This window comes from Streptomyces sp. NPDC088766, from assembly GCF_044750845.1.
Lineage (GTDB): Bacteria > Actinomycetota > Actinomycetes > Streptomycetales > Streptomycetaceae > Streptomyces.
Map to the genome: position 1 here is coordinate 1 of NZ_JBIVKQ010000004.1, position 23,395 is coordinate 23,395.

Annotated in this window: 14 protein-coding genes and 2 pseudogenes; 7 read left to right on the plus strand and 9 right to left on the minus strand. The window is 72.1% G+C overall.

Annotated elements, in window-relative coordinates; all coding sequences use genetic code 11:
- The 4 genes and pseudogenes from ACIP5W_RS07265 to ACIP5W_RS07280 all read left to right on the plus strand — a co-directional run.
- Positions 1 to 873: pseudogene (locus ACIP5W_RS07265) on the plus strand (glucose-6-phosphate isomerase); the annotation flags it as partial.
- 1 nt (position 874) lies between these two features.
- Entirely contained in the window at positions 875 to 1,756 is an 882-nt protein-coding gene (gene gnd / locus ACIP5W_RS07270) for a phosphogluconate dehydrogenase (NAD(+)-dependent, decarboxylating) (protein WP_401468035.1), read from the plus strand.
- A 90-nt stretch (positions 1,757 to 1,846) separates the two neighbouring features.
- Positions 1,847 to 2,104 carry a hypothetical protein gene (locus ACIP5W_RS07275; protein ID WP_401468037.1) on the plus strand — a complete coding sequence of 86 codons (258 nt, stop codon included), beginning with the start codon at positions 1,847 to 1,849 and terminating at the stop codon, positions 2,102 to 2,104.
- A gap of 58 nt (positions 2,105 to 2,162) precedes the next feature.
- Positions 2,163 to 3,392 carry a serine hydrolase domain-containing protein gene (locus ACIP5W_RS07280; protein ID WP_401468040.1) on the plus strand — a complete coding sequence of 410 codons (1,230 nt, stop codon included), beginning with the start codon at positions 2,163 to 2,165 and terminating at the stop codon, positions 3,390 to 3,392.
- A 195-nt stretch (positions 3,393 to 3,587) separates the two neighbouring features.
- Here ACIP5W_RS07280 and ribA read toward each other — a convergent pair whose 3' ends face one another.
- A complete protein-coding gene (gene ribA / locus ACIP5W_RS07285; RefSeq protein WP_401468043.1) occupies positions 3,588 to 4,247 on the minus strand; it encodes a GTP cyclohydrolase II in 660 nt (219 codons plus the stop codon).
- Between the two features lie 38 nt (positions 4,248 to 4,285).
- On the opposite strand from ribA, the gene ACIP5W_RS07290 reads away from it, so the two are divergent.
- Positions 4,286 to 5,074 (plus strand): creatininase family protein, encoded by a 789-nt coding sequence (locus ACIP5W_RS07290; protein ID WP_401468046.1) that lies wholly within the window; start codon positions 4,286 to 4,288, stop codon positions 5,072 to 5,074.
- A 149-nt stretch (positions 5,075 to 5,223) separates the two neighbouring features.
- Here ACIP5W_RS07290 and ACIP5W_RS07295 read toward each other — a convergent pair.
- The 5 genes and pseudogenes from ACIP5W_RS07295 to ACIP5W_RS07315 form a co-directional block, all read right to left on the minus strand.
- Positions 5,224 to 6,393: pseudogene (locus tag ACIP5W_RS07295) on the minus strand (lysylphosphatidylglycerol synthase domain-containing protein); the annotation flags it as partial.
- The gene (locus tag ACIP5W_RS07300) at positions 6,393 to 7,337 is read right to left on the minus strand and encodes a class I SAM-dependent methyltransferase (RefSeq protein WP_401468955.1); all 945 of its coding nucleotides are present in this window, start codon (positions 7,335 to 7,337) and stop codon (positions 6,393 to 6,395) included. The pseudogene ACIP5W_RS07295 and the gene ACIP5W_RS07300, both read right to left, overlap by 1 nt.
- Positions 7,338 to 7,423: 86 nt before the next feature.
- Positions 7,424 to 8,653, minus strand: coding sequence for a glycosyltransferase family 4 protein (locus ACIP5W_RS07305; protein ID WP_401468049.1), 1,230 nt, complete (start codon positions 8,651 to 8,653; stop codon positions 7,424 to 7,426).
- Positions 8,650 to 9,048, minus strand: coding sequence for a 6-pyruvoyl trahydropterin synthase family protein (locus ACIP5W_RS07310; protein ID WP_401468051.1), 399 nt, complete (start codon positions 9,046 to 9,048; stop codon positions 8,650 to 8,652). The genes ACIP5W_RS07305 and ACIP5W_RS07310 overlap by 4 nt, the downstream gene beginning before the upstream one ends.
- A 114-nt stretch (positions 9,049 to 9,162) precedes the next feature.
- Positions 9,163 to 10,143: a zinc-binding alcohol dehydrogenase gene (locus ACIP5W_RS07315; RefSeq protein WP_401468054.1), complete on the minus strand. Its 981-nt coding sequence runs from the start codon at positions 10,141 to 10,143 to the stop codon at positions 9,163 to 9,165.
- Positions 10,144 to 10,250: 107 nt separating this feature from the next.
- On the opposite strand from ACIP5W_RS07315, the gene ACIP5W_RS07320 reads away from it, so the two are divergent.
- Positions 10,251 to 11,087 carry a CDP-alcohol phosphatidyltransferase family protein gene (locus tag ACIP5W_RS07320; RefSeq protein WP_401468057.1) on the plus strand — a complete coding sequence of 279 codons (837 nt, stop codon included), beginning with the start codon at positions 10,251 to 10,253 and terminating at the stop codon, positions 11,085 to 11,087.
- A 520-nt stretch (positions 11,088 to 11,607) separates the two neighbouring features.
- Positions 11,608 to 18,285 carry a DUF3320 domain-containing protein gene (locus tag ACIP5W_RS07325; RefSeq protein ID WP_401468060.1) on the plus strand — a complete coding sequence of 2,226 codons (6,678 nt, stop codon included), beginning with the start codon at positions 11,608 to 11,610 and terminating at the stop codon, positions 18,283 to 18,285.
- Positions 18,286 to 18,391: 106 nt separating this feature from the next.
- On the opposite strand, the gene ACIP5W_RS07330 is transcribed toward ACIP5W_RS07325, so the two are convergent.
- From ACIP5W_RS07330 to ACIP5W_RS07340, 3 genes are all read right to left on the minus strand, one after another.
- The gene (locus ACIP5W_RS07330) at positions 18,392 to 20,596 is read right to left on the minus strand and encodes a DEAD/DEAH box helicase (protein ID WP_401468063.1); all 2,205 of its coding nucleotides are present in this window, start codon (positions 20,594 to 20,596) and stop codon (positions 18,392 to 18,394) included.
- A complete protein-coding gene (brxD, locus tag ACIP5W_RS07335) occupies positions 20,596 to 21,945 on the minus strand; it encodes a BREX system ATP-binding protein BrxD (protein ID WP_401468066.1) in 1,350 nt (449 codons plus the stop codon). Before brxD ends, ACIP5W_RS07330 begins: the two co-directional genes overlap by 1 nt.
- 77 nt (positions 21,946 to 22,022) lie before the next feature.
- A complete protein-coding gene (locus ACIP5W_RS07340) occupies positions 22,023 to 23,036 on the minus strand; it encodes an EcsC family protein (RefSeq protein WP_401468069.1) in 1,014 nt (337 codons plus the stop codon).
- Between the last annotated feature and the right edge of the window lie 359 nt (positions 23,037 to 23,395).

A 23,395-nucleotide genomic window follows, 5' to 3' on the forward strand; every position in this document is an offset into this window, starting at 1 on the left:
GCGAACATGTTCGCGTTCTGGGACTGGGTGGGGGGCCGTTACTCGTTCGACTCGGCGATCGGCCTGTCGCTGATGATCGCCATCGGTGCGGACCGTTTCCGCGAGATGCTGGACGGTTTCCGTCTGGTCGACGAGCACTTCCGCACCGCTCCGGCCGAGGCCAACGCCCCGCTGCTGCTGGGCCTGCTGGGCATCTGGTACGGCAACTTCCACGATGCGCAGTCGCACGCGGTGCTGCCCTACAGCCACTACCTGTCGAGGTTCACCGCCTATCTGCAGCAGCTCGACATGGAGTCCAACGGCAAGTCGGTGGACCGTGCGGGCCGGCCGGTCGGGTGGCAGACGGGGCCGGTGGTGTGGGGCACGCCGGGCACCAACGGGCAGCACGCCTACTATCAGCTGATCCACCAGGGCACGAAGCTGATCCCGGCGGACTTCATCGGCTTCGCCCGTCCCGTCGGTGAGCTGAGCGGGCACCTCGCGGCGCAGCACGACCTGCTGATGGCGAACTTCTTCGCGCAGACGCAGGCGCTGGCCTTCGGCAGGACCCCCGACGAGGTGCGTGCCGAGGGGGTGCCCGAGCACCTGGTGGCCCACAAGACCTTCGCGGGCAACCATCCCACCACCACCATCCTGGCCCGCGAGCTGACGCCCTCGGTGCTCGGCCAGCTCATCGCCCTGTACGAGCACAAGGTGTTCGTCCAGGGCGCGGTCTGGGACATCGACTCCTTCGACCAGTGGGGCGTGGAACTGGGCAAGGTCCTCGCCAAGCGCGTCGAACCCGCCCTGACCGAGGGCGCCGACGTCCCCGGCCTCGACCCCTCCACGAAGGCCCTCGTGGCCGCCTACCGCGAACTGAAGGAAGTGCACTGACATGCAGCTGGGTCTGATCGGTCTCGGCAAGATGGGCGGCAACATGCGCGAGCGCATCCGCCGCGCCGGCCACACCGTCGTCGGCTACGACCGCAACCCCGACCTGTCCGACGTGAGCGGCCTCGCCGAACTCGTGGAGAGCCTCGAAGCGCCGCGCACGGTCTGGGTGATGGTCCCGGCCGGCGCCCCCACGCAGTCCGTCGTCGACGAGCTGGGCGGCCTCCTGGAGGCCGGCGACACCGTCGTGGACGGCGGCAACTCCCGCTGGACGGACGACGAGAAGCACGCCGCGGAACTGGGCGCCAAGGGCATCGGCTTCGTCGACGCCGGCGTCTCCGGCGGTGTGTGGGGCCTGGAGAACGGCTACGCCCTGATGGTCGGCGGCGAGAAGGAGCACGTCGACCGGCTCCGGCCGGTCTTCGACGCGCTCAAGCCGGAGGGCCCGTACGGCTATGTCCACGCGGGCAAGGTCGGCTCCGGGCACTTCTCGAAGATGGTCCACAACGGCATCGAGTACGCCATGATGCAGGCCTACGCCGAGGGCTGGGAACTGCTGGAGAAGGTCGACTCGGTCACCGACGTCCGCGAGGTGTTCCGCTCCTGGCAGGAGGGCACGGTCATCCGCTCCTGGCTGCTCGACCTGGCGGTCGACGCCCTCGACGAGGACGAGCACCTGGACAAGCTGCGCGGCTACGCACAGGACTCCGGCGAGGGCCGCTGGACCGTGGAGGCCGCCATCGACAACGCGGTGCCGCTCCCGGCCATCACGGCCTCGCTGTTCGCGCGGTTCGCCTCCCGCCAGGAGGACTCGCCGCAGATGAAGATGATCGCCGCCCTGCGCAACCAGTTCGGCGGCCACGCCGTCGAGTCGGCGAAGCAGTAGGCCCGGCCGGGCGGCACTCCCGGAAGAAGGCGGGCCCGGCCGGCGATCCCGGCCGGGCCCGCTCCCCGTGGTGCACCGCTGCCCGACCAGGTGCGGCCGCTCGGCCTCACCCGCGCCTTCCTCACCCCGCACGAGCCCGCCGAACGCCGGCTGCCCGTGCCGGAGCGCGACGACGGCGCGTTCGGCCCGCACGCCCACGAGCAGCCCACCGCCGCCTGCCGCCACGCCGGTGACGACCGGGCAGCCCGGCCGGTGCCTCCCGCCGCCGGTCCGGGCGACGCGGAACAGCCCGTTCACGCCGTCGAAAGGGGTCCCTTCCCGCCGTCCCTGGGCGACGATGAGGTCTGAGGCCGTTCCGTCGGGGTATGCCGGACCGGGCCTTGATCGAACGCACCGGAGGAGAGCGATGGCACAGCTGCGGCAACAGGTCGATCCGAGCGAGGTGGGGCTGGACGGGAAGGCGCTGGACCGCCTCGACCAGCACGTCGCCCACTACGTGGACGAGGGGCGCCTGCCCGGTTTCCTCGTGGCCGTCGCCCGCGGCGGCCGGGTCGCGCACCTCACCACCCGCGGCCACCGCGACATCGCCGCCGGACTCCCCGTCGAGTCCGACACCCTGTGGCGGATCTACTCCATGACCAAGCCGGTCACCTCGGTCGCCGCGCTGATGCTGGTGGAGGAGGGCCGGCTCTCGCTCGACGACCCGGTCGCCGCGCACCTGCCGGCCTTCGCCGACCAGCGCGTGTACGTCCGGGGCTCCGGCGCGGACCTCGAGACCCGCCCGGCCGAGCAGCCGATGCTCGTACGGCACCTGATGACCCACACCGCGGGCCTGACCTTCGCCTTCTACCACTGCCACCCGGTCGACGCCCGGTACCGCGAGGCCGGGCTGGAGTCGGCGGTGCTGCCGGGCTCGGACCTGGCCGGGACCGTCGAGGCGTACGCGCGTCTGCCGCTCCAGTTCGAGCCCGGCACGCAGTGGAACTACTCGGTGGCCACCAACGTCCTGGGCCGGATCGTCGAGGTCGTCTCCGGCCGGCCGCTCGACGAGTTCCTCGCCGAACGGATCTTCCGTCCGCTCGGCATGCCCGACGCCGGTTTCCAGGTCGGCGGCGAACAGGCCGGCCGGCTGGCGGAGTTGTACGGCGACACCGAGGACGGCGGGATCGAGCCGATCCCCGGACTGCCCCTGTCCGGACGGCCCCGGTTCCTGTCCGGGAGCGGCGGCATGGTGGCGACCGCGTACGACCTCCACCGCTTCATGGAGTTGCTGCGCCGCGGCGGCGAACTCGACGGCACACGCCTGCTGGAGCCCGCGACGGTGGACCTGATGACCCGCAACCACCTGCCGGGCGGCGCCGACCTGCGCACGGTCGGCAGCCGCCCCGCCCACGACGAGCCCGGCAACGACGGCGTCGGCTTCGGCCTCGGCGTCTCCGTGGTGATCGACCCGGAGCGCACCCAGGCCCCCTCCGGACTCGGCACCTACGGCTGGAGCGGGGTGGCCACGACGACGTTCTGGGTCGACCCGAGCCGCGACCTCACCGTCCAGTTCCTCACACAGGTACGGCCGAGGAGGTCGCTGAAGCTGTACCCCGACCTCAAGCGGCTGGTCCACGAAGCGGTCAGGGACTGACCGTCGGGCGGTCGTGGCCCCGGTCCCCCGCCCCGCACGCCCCGGTCCCCCGCCTCGCACGCCCCGGCCGGCCCGTCGTGCGGCCGGCCCGTCATGCGCGCCGGCCGTCGCGACCCCTGTCCGTCGCGACGGCCCGCAGCACGTGCTCGTCCGGGAGCGGTGTGCCCACGGTCCGTGCGTTCAGGACCCGTGCGCTCAGGACCAGTGCGCGACCGCGTCCAGGTGGGGCAGGCGGTGGTCCAGCCGCTCGCGCTTGGTGCGCAGGTACGTGATGTTGTTCTCGCACGGCTCGATCAGCAGCGGCACCTCCTCGGCGACCTGGATGCCGTTGCCGACCAGCGCCTCCCGCTTGCGCGGGTTGTTCGACATCAGGCGGACGGAGCGCACGCCCAGGTCGCGCAGGATGTCGGCGGCCACCTTGTAGTCCCGCGCGTCCACCGGGAAGCCCAGCGCCACGTTCGCCTCGACGGTGTCCAGGCCCTCCGCCTGGAGCGCCATCGCCCGCAGCTTGCCCAGCAGTCCGATGCCCCGGCCCTCGTGCCCGCGCAGGTAGACGACGATGCCCCGGCCCTCGGCGACGACGGCCCGCAGCGCCGACTCGAGCTGGTCGCCGCACTCGCAGTGCTGGGAGCCGAACGCGTCACCGGTGAGGCATTCCGAGTGCAGCCGGGTCAGCACGTTCTCGGTGCCGGGATCGCCGTACACCAGGGCCACCTGCTCGTCGCCGCGGTCGTGGTCGAGGTAACCGATCGCCTGGAATTTGCCGTACACGGTGGGCAGCGGTGCATTCACCACGCGTTCCACACCGGTGCGCTGGGGGGACTTCTTGCCGAGCACGCCAAATTTGTCTGTCATGATCTGGTTCCTAAGCAGAGACGAAAGGCCGGGAAAAGATGAGTGGTTCGGGAATGCGGACGGCGGAGGCGTACGGACTCGTGCCGGCGGACACCACCGAGGACGTGCGGTCGCGCGGCGCGGACGTACCGGTCCAGGTGGCGGTGCTGCCCGTCGGAAGCTTCGAACAGCACGGACCGTACCTGCCGTTGGCCACCGACACGCTCGTCGCGTGCGCGATAGCCGGGGAGGTGGCCGCCGCGTATCCGGTGCACCTCCTCCCTCCGGTGACCATCGCCTGCTCGCACGAGCACGCGGACTGGCCGGGAACCGTCAGCATCTCCGCCGTCACCCTTCACGCGGTGGTACAGGACATCGCGGCCTCACTGCGCCGCTCGGGCGTCGAGGCCCTGGTGCTCGTCAACGGACACGGCGGGAACTACGTCCTGGGCAACGTCGTCCAGGAGTCCTCCGCCCGCGGCGAGCGGATGGCGCTCTTCCCGGCCCCGGAGGACTGGGAGGCGGCCCGGACGGCGGCCGGGGTGTCGACGTCGCTGCTCACCGACATGCACGCCGGGGAGATCGAGACCTCGATCCTGCTGCACACCCGTCCCGAACTCGTCCGGCCCGGTTACGAGTCCGCCGATTTCACCGCGGACGACCGCCGCCATCTGCTCACGCTGGGAATGTCCGCCTATACCGATTCGGGCGTCATCGGCCGTCCCTCCCTGGGGTCCGCGGAAAAGGGGAAGGAACTCCTGTCGAGCCTGACGGATTCCTTCGGAACGTATTTCTCGATACTGACGTCCGGGACCACCGCGGAGGTTTCCGGGGACGGTCCCGCGTAACGCGCGGCGCCGGGCTCCGCCTCCGGTACGACGGCGCCGGACACCGGACGCCGGTCCTCGCCCCGCAGGTCCTCGCCCCGCCGGGCCTCGTCCCGCGGCCCCCTGCACCAGCGGGCGACGAGGACGGCGAGGCCCGGCAGCGCGGCCGCGAAGCTGAGCACCCCGTACACGACGGCGACGGCCAGCCCGGTGCCCGCGCCGAGTCCGGCGGCGCCGAACGCCCAGGCGGTGACGCCCTCGCGGGGGCCCCAGCCGCCGACGTTGAGCGGCACGCCCATCGCGAGCAGCGCGAGGACCGCCAGCGGCAGCAGTGTGAGGACCGGGGCGGCGGAGCCGGCCGCGCGGGCGGCCACGACGAAGGTCGCCAGGTGCCCGGCCAGGACGACCGCCGACGACAGGGCGACGCCCGGTCCGTTGCGCCGGGACAGCAGTCCCTCGCGCGCCTCGGCGAGCGCCCTGTGCATCCGTCCGCCCCGGCGGGCCGCGGAGGAGTTCATCCGCACGGCGAGGACGACGGCGAGCGCGCCGACCGCGCCGAGGCCGGCCAGCGGCGCGAAGTGCCGTACGTCCGCCGTGACGGGGGACGGCAGGATCAGCAGGATCGTCACTCCGGCGAGGGCCAGCACGAGTTGGCCCGCCGTGCGCTCCAGGACGACGGCCCGCACGCCGCGTCCGACGTCGCCGGTGCTCTGCCCGTGGCGCACGGCACGGTGCACGTCGCCGAGGATGCCGCCGGGCAGGGCCGCGTTGAGGAACAGCGAGCGGTAGTAGTCGGCGACGGCGGGCCCGAGCGGAAGCCGGATCCGCAGGCCGCGGGCCACCAGCGCCCAACGCCAGGCGCTGAACACGGTGGTGACGGCGCCGATGCCGAGCCCGAGGAGCAGGGTGGCGGCGTCGATGCGCCGCAGCCCGTCCACGACGGGGCCGGTGCCCATCCGCCACAGCAGGACGCCGAGGATCAGGACCCCGGCGAGGGTGCCGCCGTGGGTGCGCAGCGCCGCGAACCGGGAACGCGCGCCCGGCCGCGGGGCCGGCTCGGTCACGACCGCGCCGGTACGGTCCTCGGAGACGGCGGGGCCGGCCGGTGCCGGGGACGTCACCGTCGCCGTACCGGCCGCGGGAACGTGCACGGCCGCCGTACGGGACGGGGGCACGTGCACGGCCGCCGTACCGGCCGGGGGCACGTCCGCGGTGGCCGTGCGGGACGCGAGCAGGTGCACGGCCGCCCGCGCGACGTCGTCGCGGCGGGGCCGTCGTACGGTCGTCCGCTCGCACCGCGCCGGCACCGGGACGCGCGCGCCCGCCGTCTCCGCGCTCATCAGACGCCGCCCGTGGGCCGGGCCAGGGCGAGGAGGTCGCTGTGGTGGACGGTGACGTGGAGCTCACCGGCCGCGCAGGCCGCCAGCCGGGCCGCGAGGTAGGTCTCGGCGCGGGCCGCGAGGCCGGGGCGCTCCTCGACGGCGGCGCCGACCCAGCCGCGCAGCCACTGGGCGGTGAGCGCGGCCTCGTCGGGGCCGAGCCGCCAGGCGCTGGGATGCACCTTCACGGTCGCGCCGTGGTCGGCGAACGCCTCGCAGGCCGCGGTGACCGCGTCGGGGCCGAGGAGGCCGCCGCGCCGCTGGTGGTCGTTGAACGCGACGGTGATCTCCTCGTCCATCGGGTCGGGGGCGGTCAGTTCGACGCGGCCGGCCACGGAGAGGGTCAGCAGGGCGGGGCAGCCGGCGCCCGCGCAGGCCGCGGCGAGGGTGTCGATCTCCTCACGGGTGAGGACGTCCAGCAGGGCCGACGCGGTCACCAGCGAGGCGCCGACCAGGGCGTCCGGGGTCAGCCGGGCGACGTCGCCGCGACGGGTCTCGACGGTGACCCGGCTGCCGTCGGCGGCGGCCCGCGGGGAGCCGACGGCCGCGAAGTGCAGCAGGTAGGGGTCGCGGTCGTGCAGGATCCAGTGCTGGGGGCCGTCCAGTCGGGGGGCGAGCCAGCGGCCCATCGAGCCGGTGCCGCAGCCCAGGTCGTGCACGACGAGTCCGCCGGTGCGGCCGGGCAGGTTGGCCAGCCGGATCCGCAGCGGGTCCAGCAGGTCGGCCGCCCGCGCGGCGGCGTCGGCGGGCTCGCGCAGCCGCAGCCACTCGGGGGCGTAGCGGGGCGGCTCCTGCACCGTGCCGTCCTCGATACCGTCCCCTTCCCGCAGCCGCACGGTCGGCCGTTCGCCGGGGCGGGTCACCGGGCCGGCGCCCGCGATGACGCCGGATATCTGCGTTTCCATGTCCGAGGACACCTCCCGAGGTGCGGGCCGGGCCGGGGTCCGCTCGCTCCGCCGTGCCGGGTCGGCCGGGGTCGCCGTGGTCTTGCTCATGCCGCCCTCCGGGGTTCGCCGGGCAGCCGGCCGAGGACGCCGGCGAGGCGCTGGGCGGTGCTCGCCCAGCCGCCCAGAGCCGCCCGCCGGCCCCGTGCCGCCGCCTTCAGCCGGCGCCGCACGTCCGCCTCGCCGAACCAGCCGCGCAGTTCGGCGGCGAGGGCGGCCGGGTCCTCCGGCGGCACGAGGATGCCGGGGACGCCGCCGTCGGGGGCGCGGCCGACCGCCTCGGGCACACCGCCCACGTCGGTGGCGAGGACGGGGATGCCGCGGGCGAGGGCCTCGGTGACCGCCATGCCGTAGGTCTCGGCGTAGGAGGTGAGGACCATCAGGTCGGCGGTGGCGTACGCGGCGTCGAGCTGGGCGCCCGCCTTGGGGCCCGCCAGCTCCAGCCGGTCCTGGAGGCCGTACCTGCGGATGAGACCGCGCAGGTGGGCGACGTACTCCGGGTCCTGGCCCAGGCCGCCCACGCAGGAGCAGGTCCACGGCAGGTCGGTCACCGAGGCCAGCGCCTCGATCAGCCGGTGCTGGCCCTTGCGGGGGGTCACCGCGGCCACGCACAGCAGGCGGGAGACGCCGTCGGTGCCGGAGGCAAGGGGGGCGATGTCGGCGCCCGGTGCGGCGTCGTGCACCTTGTCCGGGGCGAGGCCGTGGTGCGAGACGAGACGGCGGACCGCCCAGTCGCTGGTGGCGATCACCGCGGGGACGGCGCGCAGCACCGCCCTTTCCCTGGCGTCGAGTTCGGCGGCGAGCACCGGGTCGAGACCGGTCTCGTCACCGAGCGGCAGGTGCACCAGGACGGCGAGCCGCAGCCGTTCCGCCTCCGGTACGACGATCTCCGGGACGCCGCAGGCCACCAGCCCGTCCAGCAGGACGACCGTGCCGTCGGGCAACGCCCTCAGGGTGCGGGCCAGTTCGGCGCGGGCGGCGGCACCCGGGCGGGGCCACTCACCGGCGACCCGGTGCTGGTGGACCTGCCAGCCGAAGCCGGGGAGGTCCAGGCAGACGCGGCGGTCGTAGGCGTTGCCGCCGCTGGGGTTCGCCGGGTCGTCGACACCGCCCGGCATGACGAAGTGCACGGAGCGCAGGGACATGGGGATGATCCCCCCGGTCTTCGGGGCCGCGGGGGCCTCGGTCTTCGGGGCTCCGGGGAGCCCCGTCTTCGGGGCCGCCGGCTGCGCGGGCAGATAGGCGAGCGGGGCCTTCTCCATCGTCACGTCGGTCACAGCGCACGCTCGTAACTCGCCCAGGCGACGTGCGACTCGTGCAGGGTGACGGAGAGGCCGGCGATGCCCCGGGCGCCCTCGCCGAGCGCGCCCTTGTGGATCCGCTCGGCGAGCCGGTCGGCGATGACCTTGGCGAGGAACTCGGTGGAGGTGTTGACTCCGGCGAAGTCGGGCTCGTTGTCGAGGTTCCTGTAGTTCAGCTCGCTGACGACGGCGCCCAGTTCCTGGGTCGCCAGGCCGATGTCGACGACGATGTTGTCGTCGTCCAGCTGCTCGCGGCGGAAGGTGGCGTCCACGAGGAACGTCGCTCCGTGCAGGCGCTGAGCGGGTCCGAAGACCTCGCCGCGGAAGCTGTGGGCGATCATGATGTGATCGCGGACCGTGACACTGAACAACGGACGACCCTCCAGGTGCGGCGCGTCTGATCCCCCGGCCATCGACCGCCGGGGTGCCGTGTAGTACGGCTCCCGGCTTCCCCTTGTTCAGCCGGTTCCGACTCTTTTCTCAGGTCAGGCGCTCTTGTCGTAGCGGACGCGGTGACACAGGGCCGCGATCGCCCCGCTCGTGAGCCGGGGCATCACCTCCGGCAACTCGTCGAAGGCGCTCTCCCCGGTGACGAGGGCGTCGAGCGCGGGATCGGCGAGGAGTTCCAGGGCGAGGGCCAGCCGGTCGGCGTAGCTACGGTTCGCGCGGCGGGGGGAGACGGTGCCGACCTGGCTGCTGCGGATCACCAGCCGCCGGGAGTGGAAGGCCTCGCCCAGCGGCAGGGACACCTTGCGGTCGCCGTACCAGCTCAGTTCGAGGACGGTGCCCTCGGCCCTCAGCAGTTCCAGGGACCGGGCGAGCCCCTGCTCGGTGGCGCTGGCGTGGACGACCAGGTCGCAGCCGTCCAGCGCCTCCTCGGGCGAGGCGAAGCCGACGCCCAGTGCCTCGGCGGTCCGCGCCCGTGCCGGATCGGCGTCCACCAACTGCACGCGCACGCCCGGGAAGCGGCTGAGCAACGCGGCCACCGAGCAGCCGACCATGCCCCCGCCGACCACCGCGATCCGGTCGCCGACCAGCGGCGCCGCGTCCCACAGCGCGTTCACGGCCGTCTCGACCGTGCCGGCCAGGACGGCCCGTCCGGCGGGCACCGAGTCCGGTACGACGGTGACCGCGCTCGCCGGGACGACGAAGCGGGTCTGGTGCGGGAAGAGGGAGAAGACGGTACGCCCGGCCAGTTCCCGGGGCCCCTCCTCCACCACCCCCACGTTGAGGTAGCCGTACTTCACGGGCGCCGGGAAGTCGCCCTCCTGGAACGGGGCCCGCATCACCGCGTGCTGGCTCTCGGGGACCCCGCCGCGGAAGACGAGGGTCTCCGTGCCGCGGCTGATCCCGGAGTACAGCGAACGGACGACGACCTCGTCCTGCGCCGGGTCCGGCAGGGTCACGTCACGGATCTCGCCATGGCCCGGCGAACCGGTCCAGAACGCGCGTGCGGTGCGGTTCATCGGCGTCCTCCTGAACGTTCGGGAACTTGTTCACGTACCGAGGTGTGCACAGGCCGCGCACAGTACGCGGCCTTGATCGACTCTGTCACCTGGCCGGAGGATGTGCGGTGGCCCTGAACAACACTTACGACGCAAGGCTGGTCCAGCAGGAGACCGCTGTGGGAGCGGGCGTACAGATCCTGGTACTGGCCCTGCTCGGCGCGGCGATCGGCATGGGCCCTGCGGGCTGGGTGACCGGCCTCGTCTTCGCCGTGGCCACCTGGGCGGTGCTCTCACGGGCGCTGCACCGGTCGGGTCTGCGCACGTTCGGCCCGGCGAACCGGGTCACCCTCGGCCGGGCCACCCTGGTCGGCGGGGTGACGGCCCTGGTGGCGGACTCCTTCGTGAGCGCGCCGCCGGTGTCCCTGCTGGTCGGCCTGACGGCCGTGGCCCTGCTGCTGGACGGCGTGGACGGCAAGGTGGCCCGGCGCACGGGCACCTCGACGGCCCTGGGCGCACGCTTCGACATGGAGGTCGACGCGTTCCTGATCCTGGTGCTCAGCGTGTACGTCTCCATGGAGCTGGGCCCCTGGGTCCTCCTGATCGGCGGCATGCGCTACGCCTTCGTCGCCGCGGCCCGCGTGGCCCCCTGGCTCAACGCCGCGCTGCCCCCGTCCTTCGCCCGCAAGACGGTCGCCGCGCTGCAGGGCATCTGCCTGCTGGTCGCCGGCGCGGACCTGCTCCCGTACGCCGGCAACTTCGCGGTGGCGGCGCTGGCCCTGGCCCTGCTGGTGTGGTCCTTCGGGCGGGACGTGCTGTGGCTGTGGCGGGAGTCGCGGGTGGGCGTGGCGAGGGCGGCGGCAGCCAAGACGGTGACGCGGACGGTCGCGGAGGCGACGGGGACGAGGCTGGAGCTGGGACCGGACCTGGAACTGGCCCTGGAACTGGGGCTGGCCGGACGGTAGTCCCGGGGTACGACGTCGAGGGGCCCGGTCCGCTGAGCGGATACGGGCCCTCGGCGCGTGCGGGGGCATTCGGCAGGGGTGGAGGGAGGGGAGGGCGGCGGGCGCCAGGCAACTCATTGCTCAACCACACCGTCGGCCGCGAGTTCGACGTCCCCTCGTCCATCGCCCGCTGTCCGGCGGTCAGGGCGCCTCCGCAGCGCGGGTGCCGGCCCGGCAGGTCGGTGATGCCCGTACGGGCCGCCCCGACGCAGCCGAAGCGGAAGTGGAAGACACACAGGCAGCCGGTCTCAGGTGGATGACGGGCACCTGGGGAGGCGCGAACACCGGGTGCACTTCTGATTTCCGTGGCGTGACCATAGAATCCGTCCGTCCGTGGGGGGCGAGTGCGACAAGGCGAACATGTCGCACGGAGGGGATCATTCGGAGAACGCCGGGCCTGCCCGCGTCACCGTGCCCCGGGAAGACGTCTGTCCTTCTCCCCTGTCGGGTTCGAGTTGTGCGACGTGAGAGCAGGGACAGTGTGACGATCATTCCGGGTGCATTCGGGGGCGGCAGCGACCTGGAACGTCTCAAGACGATCCTGGCAGGCTGGCGAACGTCGCTCGTGGACCTCAGCGGCCGCAACCGGCTGCTGAACTTCAGGCACCGCGCCTCGACGCTGGAACTGTCGGCGCCCTCGCCGCCGGAGCTGGTCAAACTGCTGGAGAAGCGCGCGCTGCGCTTCGCGCCGCTCCCGGACGAAGTGTCCCCGGAGGGCGAGGAGCAGGAGTGCCCTCCTCCCGACGAGGACGACGTCGTCACGCAGAAGACCACGGCCCCCGCCCTGCAGAAGGCGCTTCGGTCCCTCCGCTCCAAGGCGTCCCAGGTGTTCAACGACTACGGCCTGTGGACCCTCCACCTGGGTGTCGGCATGTTGCACTGGCGTGAGGACGGAGCCACCACCAGCAGCCAGGCTCCTCTGATCCTCTTCCCGGTGGAAATCGTACGGACGCCCACCGGGCAGGTGCTCCTCCAGGCCAACGAGGACGAGGATCCGCGACTGAATCCCGCGCTGCCCATCAAGCTGGAGCAGTTCGGCATCGACTGGGCGTCCGTCGCGGAGACCGATTGCCGTGACGTGACCGCGGTGATTGAGGCCGTACGTAACGCCGTGTCCGGCAAGTCGCTGTGGGAGGTGGAGGAGCGGGCCGTCATGGCGCTCTTCGCCTCCCACAAGGAGGCCATGTACCGGGACCTGCTCGAGAACGAGGACCGGCTCCTCGCGAGCGACCTCGTGCGTGCGGTGGCGATCGGACCCGGAAGCGCCCTCGCCTCCGACCGTTTCGACTTCGAGGAGGTGCCGGCAGAGCGAGTCGACGAGCTGGCCCCTCCGGAGGACACTCCGCTGGTCCTGGACGCGGACACCTCGCAGCGGCAGGCCGTCGCGGCTGCCGTGGCGGGACGGTCGTTCGTGCTCGACGGCCCTCCGGGTACCGGCAAGAGCCAGACCATCACCAACATCATCGCAGGGCTGATGCACGCCGGCCGCAGTGTGCTGTTCGTCAGTGAGAAGGCTGCGGCGCTGGACGTCGTGCTGCAGCGGCTCAAGTCGGTGGGCCTGGATTCCTACGCCTTCGCCCTGCACAGCCGCAACACCAGCCGCAAGGCCGTGGCGCAGGAGTTGGGCCGCGCGCTCTCCGAACAGCCCCAGGCGACCGGGCTCCCCGACCAGGAAAAGGCCCAGGCACGCCTCGACCGCGTGGCGCTGTCCGCTTACGCCGACGCCATGAACGAGGTACGCCAGCCCTTGGGCCGCACCCTGCACGATGTCATCGGCCAGGTGGGTCGTCTCGACGATGCCCCGGTCGCCTATCTCTCCGCTCCCAGTGACGGTTCGCCCCGGCGGTTCGACGCCTCCTCCTTGTCCGCAGCCGACCTGGCCGACGTGCTCAAGGCCGCCGACGCCGTCGGTGACTCCTGGCAGGCGGTGGCCGACCCGGGCTTTCCGTGGCGGGGACTGCGCACGGACCGGCCCCACCCCGGCCCCGCGCTGGAAGAGGCGCGCACGGCCCTGAACGGGCTCTTGTCCGCTCTCGACGGCTATGGAGCGCTCGCCCCGGAGGACGCGCAGTTCACGACGTCGGAACAGATCGACCGTCTTGTCCAGCTGCTCCGCCTCCTGGACGAACGACTGCCCGTGCCCGAATGGTGGCTCACCGAAGCCGACATGGCGCACGTCGTGACCGATCCGGTCGAGTCCTTCCTCGACGCGCTGCGCCACGTGCGGCGTGCCCAGCAGACCGCACAGGATCTGGTGGGTGACCGCTGGCAGGAGATGTCCCCGCGTCTTCGCCCCGAGCCGCCGACGGCAGAGCAGGCTCTGGTCTCCCTCGAGCCGCGGGGTCTGGATCTGACCGGACTGACCGAGCGGCAGGCGGAAGACCTCAGCAGGGACCTCGGGAAGGCCGCCGACCTGCTGGGAAGCGCCACCTCCTCGGCACGCGAACTCGCCCGGTCCCTGGGCGTCGACGAACCGCGCTCGCTGGCCGAGGCGACGAGCCTGTGTGATCTGGCGGACCTGTCCGGCGTCCCGCACCGCCCGCTGGAGGCGTGGCTCACTCCGGAGGGTTTCGCCGCCGCCCAGCAGGCGGCCCTCGATCTTGTGGCGACCGCGTTGAGGGAGTTCGAGGCCCGCCGTGACCACACGATCGCGGCACGGACCACGGCACGGGAGCAAGCGGGTCCGGGCTGGGCGGACATGCCCTCCCACCTGCCCCGAGAACCGGAGGCGGCGGAGGCCGCGCTCGGTTTTCTGGAGCCGTCCGGCGCCGATCTCACGGTCATCGGCCGGGACGAGGCCGACTCGCTCGCCTCCCACTGGGGCGCCCTCGCCGACATGCTGGAGGGAACCGCGAAGTGCGCGGTGAGCGTGGCGGATCTGCTGGGTTGCGAACCATCCGACACTGCTTCCTCGACGCGGTCCGTGACCGATCTGGCCGCACTGGCCGACCACGTCCACCGGGCTCCGGCCGCCTGGTTCGATCCGGCCGTGCTGCCCAAGGTGCGCCGGACCGTGGACGCGCTGCACCGCCTCATGGACGTCCTCGACCTGGCCCGTCGGGAAGCGCAGGGGGTGTTCGGTTCCGACACGCCCTGCACCGAGGGGCTGACCGACGCGGTGCGCCGCCTCTCGGAGAACGGCCGACGCTTCGGGGCGGGTTTGTCCTCCCAGGTTCGGGCCGACCGGAGACTTGTCGGCGGAGTCAGCACCGAGGGGTCCTGGAACAGCAGGCTGCAGGCGGAAATGGGCAAGGCAGCGGCCTGGCAGCAGGCGCACGGGGCTGTACGTGCCGCGGTGGCCGAACACGCTGAGCTGCTCGCCGCATACGCAGGTGACGAGCTGCCCGATCTGGACGCGCTGGACGGCGCGCTGCGCCAGGCCGAGGACGCCCACCGGCTCGCCTCCGACGTGGTGGCCGACCCTGTCCGCCGCACCCGTCTGGTCACGCAGCTGGCCCACGGGTCCACTCCCGACCCCGCCCTGTCCGAGTGGGGCAAGCGACTGAAGGACGACCTGAGCACGTGGAGCTCGGCGCTACGGGAACCGCGGCTGCGTGAGCACGGCACGGACCTGGCCCCTTTCGGACCGGCGGCGGCCGCCGAGTGGCTGCGCGCCCATGTGCCGGCGCTGGAGGACGCCGTACGGCTCATCGACACGGTCCAGTCCGTCGGCCGCCGGGAGTTCCCCGGGGCAACGGGCCATACCCTCGCCTCGGCGCGCGCGGCGGTCACCGCGGCGCACACGGCGCAGCGGGAGGATGCGGTGTTCACCGCCCGGGAGGCCCACGACCGGGAACTGCTGTGCACCTGGTACGCGAGTCTGGACACCCGTCTCGACGACCGCCCGGACACCGAGGGCGACACGGCGGTGGAGGACGACCTGCTGCACAGGGCAGTGCGGCTGTCGTCCAGCGGCAATGGATCCGGGGCGGAGTCCTCCGCTTTCGGGACTGCTGAACTCCTGGGCAAGTACGCGCCGGACGGCCGTCCCCGCACCGCCCCGCTGGCCGCGGCGCTCGCCGCCGCCGCCGACGCCCACCGGCTGGCCGGGTCGGTCCTGGCGGATCCTGTCCGGCGCAGCGCTCCCGTCCGTGCCCTCTGCGCCGAGCGACCCGCCCTTCCTGGACTGCTGGAGACGGCCGCCCGCCTGCGGGCGGAGTGCACCGAATGGAAGGCCTTCACGCACTCCCCCGCCCTGACCACAGCCGCCCCCGGTCTGCGGGCCCGTTCCCTCCCCGAGGGAACGGCCTGGCTACGCGCCCACCTCGATCCCCTCGACGAAGCCGCTTCCCTGATCCACTCGGTGGCGCGTGCCACGGGTTCCCAGGACGGGGGTGCGGACTGGCTGTCCCTCGGCGGTGCCCGCTCCTCCGTGGCGGCCGTGGTGGCGGCCCGTGCGGCCGAGGAGGACTTCCTGAGCGCCGAGGCGGAGCACCGTCGTCTGCTCGGTGATCTGTACGAGGGGGTGCGTACCTCCCGGGAGACCGTCCACCGTGCCCTGGACTGGGCCCTCGGCGTCAGACGCACCGCTTCCGTCACCGGATCGGCTGCCTCTCTGGGACCCGAGGCCGCACGCCTGCTGCTGCACACGGCGCCCGACTCGTCGGTGGAGCGCCGCAACCGCGACTGGCTGGAGCGGGCGGAGGTCCTCATCGACCACTTCACACCGGTCCGGGCCGCGGAGATCCGTACCGAGCTGGAGGCGGGGTTCCCGTCGGCACGGACGCTCCTCGGCCGCATGTCTGACGATCCTTACGGCCCCGATGCCTGGCTCCGCTCCGCCGAGGCCCACGAGGTGCTGAGCCGTTACGGCCTGGAGGACCTGCCGGCACAGCTCGCGGACCGTGAGGTGCCGGCCTCCCTGTTCCCCGTGGCCGTGGAGCGCACCGTGCTGCGTGCCTGGGTGGAGCACCAGCTGGCGTCCGACAGCCGTCTCGCGGTGGTACGGGCCACCGACCGCGACCAGGTGGTGGAGCGCTACCGCCGACTGGACCGCGGCCTGGTGCAGGCCGCCCACGCGACGGTGATCGAGTCCTGCAACGCACGACGCCCCCGCCGGGCGACGACGGGCCAGGCAGCGATCTTGAGTCGTCAGGCGAAGCTGCAGCGACGGCACATGCCGGTGCGGCGGCTCCTGGACGAGACCAGGGACGTCGTACAGCGGCTCAAGCCGTGCTTCATGATGAGCCCTCTGACGGTCAGCCAGTACCTGCCGTCCGATTTCCACTTCGACGTGGTGATCTTCGACGAAGCGTCCCAGGTCCTTCCGCAGGACGCCGTGAACGCCGTCTACCGCGGTGACGCCCTGATCGTTGCGGGTGACCCGCGGCAGCTCCCGCCCACGTCGTTCTTCAGCGCCGGCGGCGACTCGGAGGAGGACGACGAGTGGGACGAGGAGGTGCCCGACTCGTTCGAGTCCATTCTGGACGCCTGCAAGGCCAGCGGTGTGCTGCGCGAGCTGTCACTGCGCTGGCACTACCGCAGCCGCCACGAGAACCTGATCGCCTTCAGCAACCACGAGTTCTACGACAACTCCATGGTCGTTTTCCCGGGCGCGGTCACCGACAGCCACGACGTGGGCGTCGCGTTCCACAAGGCCGACGGCGTGTACGACCGCAGCAGCAAGCGCGACAACGTGCGCGAGGCCGAGCTGGTGGCCGGGCGGGTCATCCACCACTTCTCGACGCGGCCGCACCTGACCCTGGGCGTCGTCACACTCTCCAAGGCGCAGGCGGACGCCGTCGAGGACGCCGTCGCCGAGGCCCGCAAGTCCCGGCCCGACCTCGACGGTTACTTCACGGAGGACCGTCTGGGCGGATTCTTCGTGAAGAACCTGGAGACGGTACAGGGCGACGAGCGCGACGTGATCATCCTGTCGGTCGGGTACGGCCCCGACTCACAGGGCAAGCTGCGTTCCTCCTTCGGCCCGATCAACCGTGAGGGCGGCTGGCGGCGACTGAACGTGGCCGTGACCCGGGCGCGGCACCGGGTGGAGGTCGTGGCGTCCTTCCACGGCACCGACCTGCCGGACAGCGCGAACAAGAGCGTCCAGCACCTCAAGCGCTACCTGGAGTACGCGGAGCGGGGTCCCGCGATCCTGGCCACGACCGCGCCCGACGCGGACGCCGCGCCGGAGAGCCCGTTCGAGGAGGACGTGCTCGACACACTGCGCGGCTGGGGCTACGACGTGCAGCCCCAGGTGGGTGTGGCGGGCTTCCGGATCGACATGGCAGTACGGCACCCCGAAGCCCCCGGCTCCTATGCGCTCGGCATCGAGTGCGACGGCGCGATGTACCACTCCTCCCGCGCGGCCCGCGACCGCGACCGGCTGCGGGAGGAGATCCTGCGGGGCCTGGGCTGGAACCTGCACCGGATCTGGGGCACGGACTGGTATCGCAACCGCAGGGACGCGCAGCGACGGTTGCGCGAGGCGGTCGAGGCAGCCTGCGCCGTCGACCCTCATGCACCGGTCGTGGAGCCGGTCACGGCCACGGTGCCCGAGCCGGTGACGCCGGGCGTGGCGATCGTCCCCGTCGAGGAATCAGACCGTTCCACGTGGAGCCGGCCGTACCGCGCCATGCGTCGCGAGGAGTTGTATGAATTGCGGCGTGTCCTGGGCATGCAGGCAGGGCTCGGCAGCATCGATCTCCGCGAGCCCGAGGCGCTCGGCCTGGTGGCGGAAGTTACTCGTCACATCATTTCGGTCGAGGGCCCCGTCGAGGAAGAAGTACTGATCGGCAGAGTGCGGGAAGCCTGGGACCTGGACCGAGCCGGGCAGATCGTGCAGGCCAGTGTGCGCAAGGCACTGACGCGACTGGGCAACAAGAAACTCGCGGTGAGAGTGGGAACCGCGTGGGACCTGCCGGACCGCGAGGTGACGACGGCCCGTACGCCGAGCGAGGACTTCGACCGCAAGAAGGTCTCGCACGTTCCCCCGGCCGAGCGGCAGCTGGCCCTGCTGGGGGTGCTGTCCGAGTCACCCGGGCTGCGCCGTGAGGAACTCGCCAGGGAGACGGCCCGGTTTTTCGGGTGGCTGCGACTGGGGGCGGACATCAGGGCTGCCTTCGGCAAGGACATCGAGGCACTGCTCGGCAGGAATGCGGTTGAAGAAGGACCGTCGGGACTGGTGCCGACGGAAGGACTTGGCCGAGGTCACTGATCAGCGAGGGATGTCCGGCCGGACCTTTTGGCCGGACGTCTCCCTCCGAGGGGGGGCCGGTGGACCATCCCCTCGGTAGGGCATCATCCGGCGCACGGAAGCTCGGTCAACGACCGTGATGGAACCGTGCTGGTTCATGCAGAACCACACCGGCGCCCTCGAAGTCGGCGAGCCGGGCCGCGACCGTGGCAACGGCGAGGCGTTCCGGGAGGGCGGCGGAGAACTTCAGGCCGCGTACGGCGCGGTGGTCCACGTCGGGGAGGACCAGGCTCTCGCCGACGCTCTCGCGGGCCGCGCGCCACTCGGCCGGGGTGAGGTCTTCGCGCAGGCGCAGCCAGCAGTCGGTGGGACGCTGCAGGGGGTCCGTGACCGACTGCAGCGTTGCCCCGAGGGTGGCGTTGGCGCGGTAGCCGGCCCAGGTCCACCAGCGCACGTCGTTGCCGACGCGCGTGATGAGTGTGCCGCCCGGGTGCACCGTGTCGGGGGCGTCGCTCTCGCGCTGTTCGGCCAGGGACGCCTCGGCGCGGCGGGTGAGCGACACGGGTGGGTCCGCACCGAGCAGTACCTCGCGCATCGCACGGGTGAGGGCGTGGGACAGTCCGGCGATGCCGCCGTTCATCCACTTGGCGATGCCGCCGCCGTCTGCGGGTTCGACGAAGACCCGTTTGCGCAGCCAGTCGATGTAGGTGACCTGCCAGCTGCGTCCGCCGAGCAGAAGGCGTCGGGGCCCGGGGCGTTCCTCGGTGAGCACGCTCGGGTCGGTGCGGCCGATCTCCGTGCGTCCGGACAGCACGGTGAACTGGGGCGGCGCGGTGAAGGACGCGGTGAGTTCGATGAAGTGCCGCCTGCCGAAGCGGCGTTCGGCCTCGGGTCCGACGAACAGCATGCCGCCGTCGTCATCGAGGAAGCCCTCCTCTGTGAGGTGGCGCAGGATGGGGGCGGCGGACCGGTCGAAGGGAACGAGTCCGTTCCACTGCCGGTCCCACGACCGGTCGCCGAGCTTGTGCTGTTGCAGGGTGACGGCGAGGAGTTGCTGGGCGACGAGATGGCGCGGCTCGGGCGGCGGGAGGACCGGTTCGACCCAGCCGCGCGACCACAGCAGCAGCAGTCCGGCCGCCTGCAGCAGGGTGTCCTTGCGGGTGGTGAGGAACAGGCAGTTGCGTACGGTGCCGGAGCGCCGGCCGGTGCGGCCGATGCGTTGCAGGAACGAGGCGACGGAGGCCGGTGAGTCGATCTGGACGACACGGTCCAGGTCACCGACGTCGATGCCGAGTTCGAGGGTGGAGGTGGAGACGATGACGCAGTCGCGGGCCTCGGCGAAGGCCTGCTCGGAGCGGGTGCGTTCGTCGACGGAGAGGGAGGCGTGGGACAGGAAGACGGTCACCTCGCGCGCCCGGAGCGCGGCGCCCAGTTGTTCGACCTGGGCGCGCGAGTCGCAGAAGACGAGCCGTTTCTCTCCCCGGTGCAGGGCCGCGATGAGTTTGGCGGCGTTGTCCAGGGAGCCCACGTAGTCCAGCTCCACCTCGCCCGCCGGCCTGGGGAGTGGGCTGGCCGGGGCCTTGCCGTCGTGTCCTGCAGGGCCGGGGGCGGGCGGCAGCTGCACTCCGGGGGCGACGACCTGTCCGGTACGGTTTCCGGCGCCCGCGCCCTGCAACCAGTGCAGCAACTGCTCGGGGTTGCCGACGGTCGCCGAGAGTCCGATCCGCTGGATGGGGCGGCCGGTGACCCTCTCCAGTCGTTCGAGTACGGCCAGGAGGTGCCAGCCCCGGTCGTCGCCCGCGAAGGCGTGCACCTCGTCGACGACGACGGCCCGTACGCCGCCCAGCAGCCGGGCGTGGTCGGTCTTGACGCCGATCAGCATCGCCTCGAGCGACTCGGGCGTGGTGAGGAGGATGTCCGGCGCCTCGGTGCGGATGCGCTGCCGCTGGGACTCCTTGGTGTCGCCGTGCCAGAGCGCGGCACGGCGGCCCAGCCACTGGGCGTACGTGTCGACGCGGCCGACAAGGTTGTTGAGAAGCGCCTTGAGCGGGCACAGGTACAGCACCGAGGTGCCGGCCCACTTCTGCTCGGTCATGGCCGACAGCAGTGGGAAGCAGGCCGCCTCGGTCTTGCCGCCCGCCGTCGGCGCCAGCAGTACGGCGTCCTCGCCGCCCATGAGCGGCGTGATCGCCGCCCGTTGGAGGGGACGCAGGTCGGGCCAGCCGAGGGTGTTGACGATGTGGTGCAGGACGACGGGGTCGAGCCGGTCCAGCACGTCGGCCGGGCCGTCGCCGTTCGCGGTGTCACCGACCGGGTTGCCGTCCTGCGCCATCACAGCTCCAGGTCGAAGTCGTCGGCCGAGGCGGGACCGCCGGAGACGGAGGCGGCCAGGTTCCTCTCGACGTCGGTGAGTTCGCTGCTCGCGACGGTCAGCCGGTAGTGCTGCCGGGGATCGAAGTCGTCGAACTGGTCCACCCGGTCCAGGACGTCACCGACGAGCTTCTTCAGGAACAGCCGGGGTACCACCCCGACCTTCCCGCCCAGTGCACCGCCGACGGCCCGCGCGAGGTCGGCGACGTAGGCGTCGTCGACGACCGTCTTCACGCGCTCGGGGGCCTCGGCGGCGTCCGCGTACAGGTCGCGGATGGTGATGCCGAGGCCGACCAGGGATTCCTGGCTGAAGCCGGGCAGCCGGATCTGCACGGCGCGGGGGTTGTCGAAGCGCGGGTCGGTGGTGAAGTCGGTGGCGAGCCGCTGGGCGAGCGGGGCGAGGCGCTGCACGCCCTGCTGACCGTCGTAGAAGGCCGGCGTGCCGGTGATCACCAGGTACAGGCCGGGGAAGCGCCCCGAGTGGACCTCGTCGATGAGCTGCCGCAGCGCGTTGAGCGCCTTGTCGCGGGCGTCGGAGCGGACTCGCTGCAGGGTCTCCACCTCGTCGAGGACGACGACGAGACCGGTGTGCCCGGAGTCGCGGAGCACGGTGAGCAGGCCCTGCAGGAAGCCGAGCGCGCCGAAGTGGTCGAGGTCGCCGCGCACCCCTGCGGACCGGCGTGCGGCGGCGGCCACGTGCGGCTGGCCGCCCAGCCAGGCGAGCACGGCCGCGGCGGTGGCTTCGTCTCCTGCGGCGAGCGCCGTCCGGTAGCCGCGCAGCGCGGTGGCGAAGGACGGCGCGTGCCGGGACACCTCGGCGAGCCGGGCGACGAGGAGCTTCTCCACCTCTCCCGGCAGTTCCTCCTCGGTCGCGCCGGCCGCGAGGGCGTCCTCCTCCAGCGCGTAGAACCAGGCGTCCACGACAGGCCGCAGCGCGCTGGGCGGGAAGCTGGGCGTGGTGAGCCGTTCGGTGAGCCGCCGGTAGACGGTCTCCAGCTTGTGCAGCGGGGTCTCGTTCTCGGAGATCTGGATCTCGGCCACGGCGAAGTTGCGCCGCTTGGCCCGCTCTCCCAGCCACCGGGTGAAGAAGGTCTTGCCGGACCCGTACTCACCGCGCACCGCCTTGAACACGGAGCCGCCGGAGGCGACCGCGTCCAGTTCCGCGTCGAGTGCCGTCTCGAACCGGTCCAGCCCGGTGGCGAGCAGGTCCAGCCCGCTCTCGGGTACGGCGCCACGGCGCAGGGCGTCGACGACGGTACGGCGGCGGGCGGCGCTGACCTGTACGGGGCGCTTTGATCCGGTGGTGCTCACGGAGACCAGTGTTTCATCTCTGCGCGTACCAGGACCTTCACGAAGGTGCATGATGTCCGGTTCGTAGCCGTATAAGGTCACGTGGCGTCGGTCGGGAATTCGTCGTCCCGGTCGGTCGCCAGTGCAGCCGGTAGCGGCAGCCCGTACTTGTCGCACAGGAATCGGGTCTGGCAGTACCGCTGGGCGTCGGCGGCCACCCTGCCGAGGATCGCGGAGTTCATGCCGGCACCGATGAGGACGCCCACGAACGGCACGACCTTGGCGACGTTCTTGACAGGCACTCTGGAGCCGGCCGGGCCCAGCTGTTTCATCAACTTCTCAAGGGCGGCGAGGAGACGGTGGTCGTTGCGGAGCTTCTGTGACCAGTTCACGCGCCCCTTGACCGCGTTCGCCGCCCGTGCGGTCTCGTGCAACGGCTTGGCTTTGGCCGCCTGCGCCATGAAGGACCGCTGCACCAGGCGTTGGATGAAGTCCTGCTCCTCGGGGTCCTTGGCGTCGTAGCCGTAGGAGTACGCGATGCGCGTCGCTATCGACGTGCTCAGGACCTGGACGACCAGGATGTCCGCCGTCATCGCGGCGGGGATACCGGCGACGGGGACCATGGCCAGCAGGCCCATGGCGCCGCCTTCGAACGCGCCGGTGGTTCGCCACTTGAGGGTGTTGCGGGTCAGCAGCCGGTCGCAGACCTTCAGGTCCTGCTGTCGCAGTTCGGTGAAACTGTCGATGTCGAAGCCTCGCTTGCGGGCGAGTTCCTCGACGCTCTTCGGGTCGTTGAGGTCCATGGCCCAGTCGTTGACCAGCTCGAGCAACGCTGCCGCGCCTGCGAGCGCCGGTCGCATGGCCGTGTCGGCGACCGCCTCACCCGCGCGGCGGATCGGGTCCGTGACCGCCTCCGGCACAGCGGCCGTCACCCGTCTCGCGGCGTTTCCCGCGACCTCCCCCGTGCGGCCGAGGGCGGTGCTCGCCCAGTTCGGCAGGCCACGGCGATTGTTCCGGCGCTGCCAGCGCTCATTGAGCATGTCCCATATCTGCTTCTCGTACGCGCTCATCGGGGGTGCAGCGTCGACGAGTGGGGCGGCGTAAGCGCTCATCGAGGTTCTCCATTTCGACTGTGATCACCGGGCCACGATGTCCTGCCGACCGACACGTGGGTGAAGCCTCAGTGCGGGGGGCGATGTCCGAAGTCGACCGCACCGGCCACTTCAGGGGTATGCCGGTCACCACACACTGATCCGCATGATCTAGGAGCTCGGACGCATCGCGCAGTAAAACGGCCACATACGCCGGGAGTATGGCCACTCGGGCGAGGAGGCAAAGCGGGGTGAGCCGGCTGGCGCTGCCCGCGACCGCCGGCTCACCGGTGCTCGCGGTGATCCCGTTCTCCGGTGAACAAGTTGACGGTCACCGCAGAGCGCTGCTGGAATCACTCTCCGTACGCGCGGCAGGGTGA

Bases quoted from the DNA above. Each gene is read 5' to 3' on its own strand.
- gnd (WP_401468035.1), top strand. From the start codon at position 875: ATGCAGCTGGGTCTGATCGGTCTCGGCAAGATGGGCGGCAACATGCGC.
- ACIP5W_RS07280 (WP_401468040.1), top strand. From the start codon at position 2,163: ATGGCACAGCTGCGGCAACAGGTCGATCCGAGCGAGGTGGGGCTGGAC.
- ribA (WP_401468043.1), bottom strand. From the start codon at position 4,247: ATGACAGACAAATTTGGCGTGCTCGGCAAGAAGTCCCCCCAGCGCACC.
- ACIP5W_RS07290 (WP_401468046.1), top strand. From the start codon at position 4,286: ATGAGTGGTTCGGGAATGCGGACGGCGGAGGCGTACGGACTCGTGCCG.
- ACIP5W_RS07300 (WP_401468955.1), bottom strand. From the start codon at position 7,337: ATGGAAACGCAGATATCCGGCGTCATCGCGGGCGCCGGCCCGGTGACC.
- ACIP5W_RS07315 (WP_401468054.1), bottom strand. From the start codon at position 10,143: ATGAACCGCACCGCACGCGCGTTCTGGACCGGTTCGCCGGGCCATGGC.
- ACIP5W_RS07330 (WP_401468063.1), bottom strand. From the start codon at position 20,596: ATGGCGCAGGACGGCAACCCGGTCGGTGACACCGCGAACGGCGACGGC.
- ACIP5W_RS07340 (WP_401468069.1), bottom strand. From the start codon at position 23,036: ATGAGCGCTTACGCCGCCCCACTCGTCGACGCTGCACCCCCGATGAGC.